This window comes from Streptomyces sp. SBT349 (genome assembly GCF_001083795.1).
GTDB lineage: Bacteria > Actinomycetota > Actinomycetes > Streptomycetales > Streptomycetaceae > Streptomyces.
Map to the genome: position 1 here is coordinate 1 of NZ_LAVK01000499.1, position 4,162 is coordinate 4,162.

Annotated in this window: 3 protein-coding genes and 1 rRNA gene; 1 reads left to right on the forward strand and 3 read right to left on the reverse strand. The window is 71.6% G+C overall.

The genetic code is table 11. The features are described 5' to 3' along the window. From ADY01_RS33605 to ADY01_RS33615, 3 genes are all read right to left on the reverse strand, one after another. Nucleotides 1-78 (reverse strand): 16S ribosomal RNA (locus tag ADY01_RS33605); the annotation flags it as partial. Between the two features lie 329 nt (nucleotides 79-407). Further along, a complete protein-coding gene (locus ADY01_RS33610) occupies nucleotides 408-2,063 on the reverse strand; it encodes an ATP-binding SpoIIE family protein phosphatase (RefSeq protein ID WP_049580548.1) in 1,656 nt (551 codons plus the stop codon). Between the two features lie 84 nt (nucleotides 2,064-2,147). Further along, on the reverse strand, nucleotides 2,148-3,503 hold the full coding sequence (locus tag ADY01_RS33615; protein WP_049580549.1) for an NAD(P)/FAD-dependent oxidoreductase: 1,356 nt from the start codon (nucleotides 3,501-3,503) through the stop codon (nucleotides 2,148-2,150). 234 nt (nucleotides 3,504-3,737) lie between these two features. Here ADY01_RS33615 and ADY01_RS33620 point away from each other — a divergent pair. Next, nucleotides 3,738-4,162 (forward strand): helix-turn-helix domain-containing protein (locus ADY01_RS33620; RefSeq protein WP_049580550.1); only part of this gene is annotated, 425 nt, incomplete at its 3' end.

A 4,162-nucleotide genomic window follows, 5' to 3' on the forward strand; every position in this document is an offset into this window, starting at 1 on the left:
ACCGGATCAGCGTTCGACTTGCATGTGTTAAGCACGCCGCCAGCGTTCGTCCTGAGCCAGGATCAAACTCTCCGTGAATGCTCAAAGCAATCCACCGAGAACAGACTCTCGCTGAACATTTCAAAACATATCTACGTCATATCAACGCAGTAAATCTGGCATTGACTTTTGGCACGCTGTTGAGTTCTCAAGGAACGGACACTTCCATCGAGCCCCTTTCAGGGCCCTCCGGGCGTTTCCCTTCGTTGTGTCCACCACTCTAGAAGCAATCCCCACCGAATTTCAAATCCGGCCCCGGGACCCCAATTCCAGACAGCCCGAATAAACCCTCAACGGGTTATAGGCAGTGGTAGGAGTGCGCCCTGTCAAGAGCGCTCGGGCTACGTTACGCCCGCCGGACGACAGCGTCAACTTGAGCCCGGGAGGGCGAACTCCGCCCACACCGCCTTGCCTCCTTCGGGCAGGCGGCGGGCGCCCCACTCGGCCGCGATCGTGGCGACCACCGCGATGCCGCGGCCCGCCTCGTCGGCGGGCTGGGCCTGCTGGCGGCGGGGCAGGTGCTCGTCCCCGTCCGTGACCTCCACGATCAGCCTGCGGTCGGTGCGCCGCAGGCGCAGGCCCATGGGGGCGCGGCCGTGCTTGAGGGAGTTGGCCACCAGCTCGCTCGCGGCCAGGACGCCGAGCTCGCGCAGCTCCTCGGGGAACCGCCAGCTGGCCAGCACGCCGTCGGCGAACGCGCGGGCCCGTGGCGCGGCCTCGACCCCGCCGAGCAGGTCGAGCGCGGCGCCGCGGAAGAGGTCGGCCTCCTCGCCCTGCCGGGCGGGGCAGGAGAGGACGAGGATCGCCACGTCGTCGTCGTGGTCCTCGGTGATCCCGAGGGCGCGCAGCAGGCGGTCGCAGATGATCTGCGGGGTGTCCCCCGCGCCGGCCACCGCGCGCTCCAGCGCGTCCAGGCCCTCGTCGATGTCGGCGTCGCGCCGTTCCACCAGGCCGTCGGTGCACAGGACGGCCGTCGCACCCGGGCCGAAGGGGACGGCGCCGGAGGTGTGGATCCAGCCGCCCGTTCCCAGCGGGGGGCCCGTGGGCTCGGCGACGCGGCGGACGGAGCCGTCCGTCTCACGGATGAAGATCGGGAGGTGGCCCGCGGAGGCGTAGGTGAGCGCGCCCTCGTTGGGGTCGTACACGGCGTAGAGGCAGGTGGCGATCTGGGTGGAGTCGATGTCGGTGGCGAGGCCGTCGAGGAGTTGGAGGACCTCGTGGGGCGGGAGGTCGAGGCGCGCGTAGGCGCGGACGGCGGTGCGCAGCTGGCCCATGACCGCGGCGGCGCGCACGCCCCGGCCCATGACGTCGCCGATCACCACCGCCGTGCGCCCGGCGCCCAGGGTGATCACGTCGTACCAGTCGCCTCCCACCGCGGCGTCGATGCCGCCGGGCTGGTAGGTGGCGGCGGCGCGGAGGTCGTCGGGCTGTTCGAGGCGCTGGGGCAGCAGGCTGCGCTGGAGGGTCACGGCGGCGGCGCGTTGCTGGCTCTCGCTCTCCCGCAGGCGCTCGGCCGAGACGACCTGGTCGGTGACGTCGGCGGCGAAGACGAGGACGCCGCGCTGGGCGGGGGCCTCGGCGGTGGCGGCGAGTTCGACGGGGGTGCAGGTGAAGGTGAAGTAGCTGTCGCGGGCGGTGCCGGGGACGCTGCGCGACTTCAGGGTGCGGGGGGTGCCGCTGCGTTGCACCTGGTCCATCAGGGGGAGCAGGCCGATCTCGGCGAGCTCGGTGAGGGACGCGCGGGCGGGTGCGCCGGGGGCGCGGTGGCCGAAGAGCGCGGCGTAGGCGGCGTTGACATAGGCGACTCGGTGGTCGGGGCCGCGGACGACGGCGACGGGCGCCTGGACCTGGCCGAGCAGTTCGTGGATGGCCTGGGGATCGACGCCGTGGCTCTTCTGCCCTCTGGGCGCGAGGCCCTGGCGCTCGCTCCCGCGGGCGGCCGGCACGCTGCCGGCCTCCGCTCCGGCGGCGCCGTGGCGCCGCTGTGCCCCGGGCAGCCGGATGCCCCAGCGCGTCAAATTCACAACTTTCCGATCTGATTCGTTCTGGTTTGTACGTCTACTCTTCGCTGAGCGGCAGCACACCCATCGTCACATGCCGGGTCGCGGTCAGGTGCGTTCGGGGGGGCGTCCGGTGCCGGCGGCGAGCTCGAACTCGGCGCGGGGGTGTTCGAGCGAGCCGAGGGAGACGATCTCACGTCTGAACAATCCCGCAAGGGTCCATTCGGCGAGCACGCGCACCTTCCGGTTGAACGTGGGAACGCGGCCGAGGTGGTAGGCGCGGTGGATCAGCCAGGCCGGGAGGCCCTTGACGTGCCTGCCGCGGATGCGCGCGACGCCCTTGTGGAGGCCGAGGGAGGCGACGGAGCCGACGGCGCGGTGGCGGTAGTGGGTGGGCGGCTTGCCGCGGAGGGTGGCCGTGATGTTGTCGGCGAGGCGGCGGGCCTGGCGCACGGCGTGCTGCGCGTTGGGGGCGCAGAGGGCCCGGCCGTCACGGGTGAGGTCGGGGACGGCGGCGGCGTCGCCCGCGGACCAGACGTGGTCGACGTCCCGGACGCGGAGGGCCGGGGTGCAGCGGACGCGACCGCGGTCGTCGAGGGGGACGCCGCAGGAGGCGAGCACGGGGTGGGCCCGGACGCCGGTGGTCCACACCAGGGTGCGGGTGGGGTGGCGTGAGCCGTCGCTGAGGACGGCGGTGCGGTTCTCACAGGATTCGAGGCGCGTGGAGAGCCGGACGTCGACGTTGCGTCCGCGCAGCTCGCGCAGCGCGTAGGTGCCCATCTGCTCACCCCCTTCCGGAAGGATGCGGCCGGTTGCCTCGACCAGGATCCACGTCAGCTCCTCCGGGCGGATGTTGTGGTAGTAACGGCACGCGAAACGTCCCATGTCCTGGAGCTCGGCGAGCGCTTCGACGCCGGCGTAGCCGCCGCCGACGAAGACGAAGGTCAGGGCGGCGTCGCGGACCGCGCTGTCCCGGGTGGAGGAGGCGATGTCGAGCTGCTCCAGGACGTGGTTGCGCAGGCCGATGGCCTCTTCCACGCCTTTGAAGCCGATGCCGTGGTCGGCGAGGCCGGGGACGGGGAGCGTGCGGGAGATGGAACCAGGTGCCAGCACCAGTTCGTCGTAGCTGACCCGGAGTGGCTCAGCGTCCGCGTCCTCGCCGACCGGCGTCCGGACATGGACCGTGCGGGCCCCGGTGTCGACGGCGGTGACCTCGCCGGCGAGGAAACGGCACCGGGGGAGCACGCGGCGGAGCGGGACGACCACGTGCCGGGGAGAGAGCGAGCCGGCGGCGGCCTCGGGGAGAAAGGGCTGGTAGGTCATGTACGGATCCGGGCTGATCACGGTGATCCGGACGTCGCCGCGCCGCAGCTCGCGCGCGAGTCGGCGCTGGAGGCGGTGTGCGGTGTAGAGGCCGACATGGCCGCCGCCGGCCACCACGATGTGGGCGGGTTGCTTGGTCACCTGTCCATAAGGCACCCGTGGGTGGCTGTTTGTCCACAGGTTGGACGTGCGGCTGCTCCGATCGGGGGCGGCACGGGAGGGTGCGGCGCGGCACGGTGCGACCGCCGTGATCCCGCGGTTCCGCTCCGTGCTTCTCAGGGCGCTTCTCAGTGTCAGTGCCCTCAACTATGTTCGTCATCCTTACTACACGCGGCGTCTTTTCGGGGAGCGTCCGCTGCACCGGGGGAATTGAATATGCGGATCAGAGGATCCGAGGACGGCACGCGATCGCCGTCCTCGGTTGAGCGAGGCCGTGCCGAAGGGCGTGCGGAGGCGAAAGCGGCGGCGCCTTTGCGCGTGGACGCGCAGCGCAATCTGCGGCATGTGCTGAGCGCGGCGCGGGATGTGTTCGGTGAGCAGGGTTATGGCGCGCCGATGGAGGAGGTGGCGCGCCGGGCGAGGGTTGGTGTGGGCACGGTGTACCGGCGTTTCCCGAACAAGGAGGCACTGGTGCGGCATATCGCCGCGGAGGAGACGCAGCGGTTGACGGACAGGGCCCTGGAGGCGCTGGCCCGCGACGACGAGCCGTGGGGCGCGCTCGCGGGGTTCGTCGAGCGGTCGGCGGCCTCGGGGGCGGGGCGGCTGCTGCCGCCGGAGTTGCTGATGGCGGGGCCCGGGGG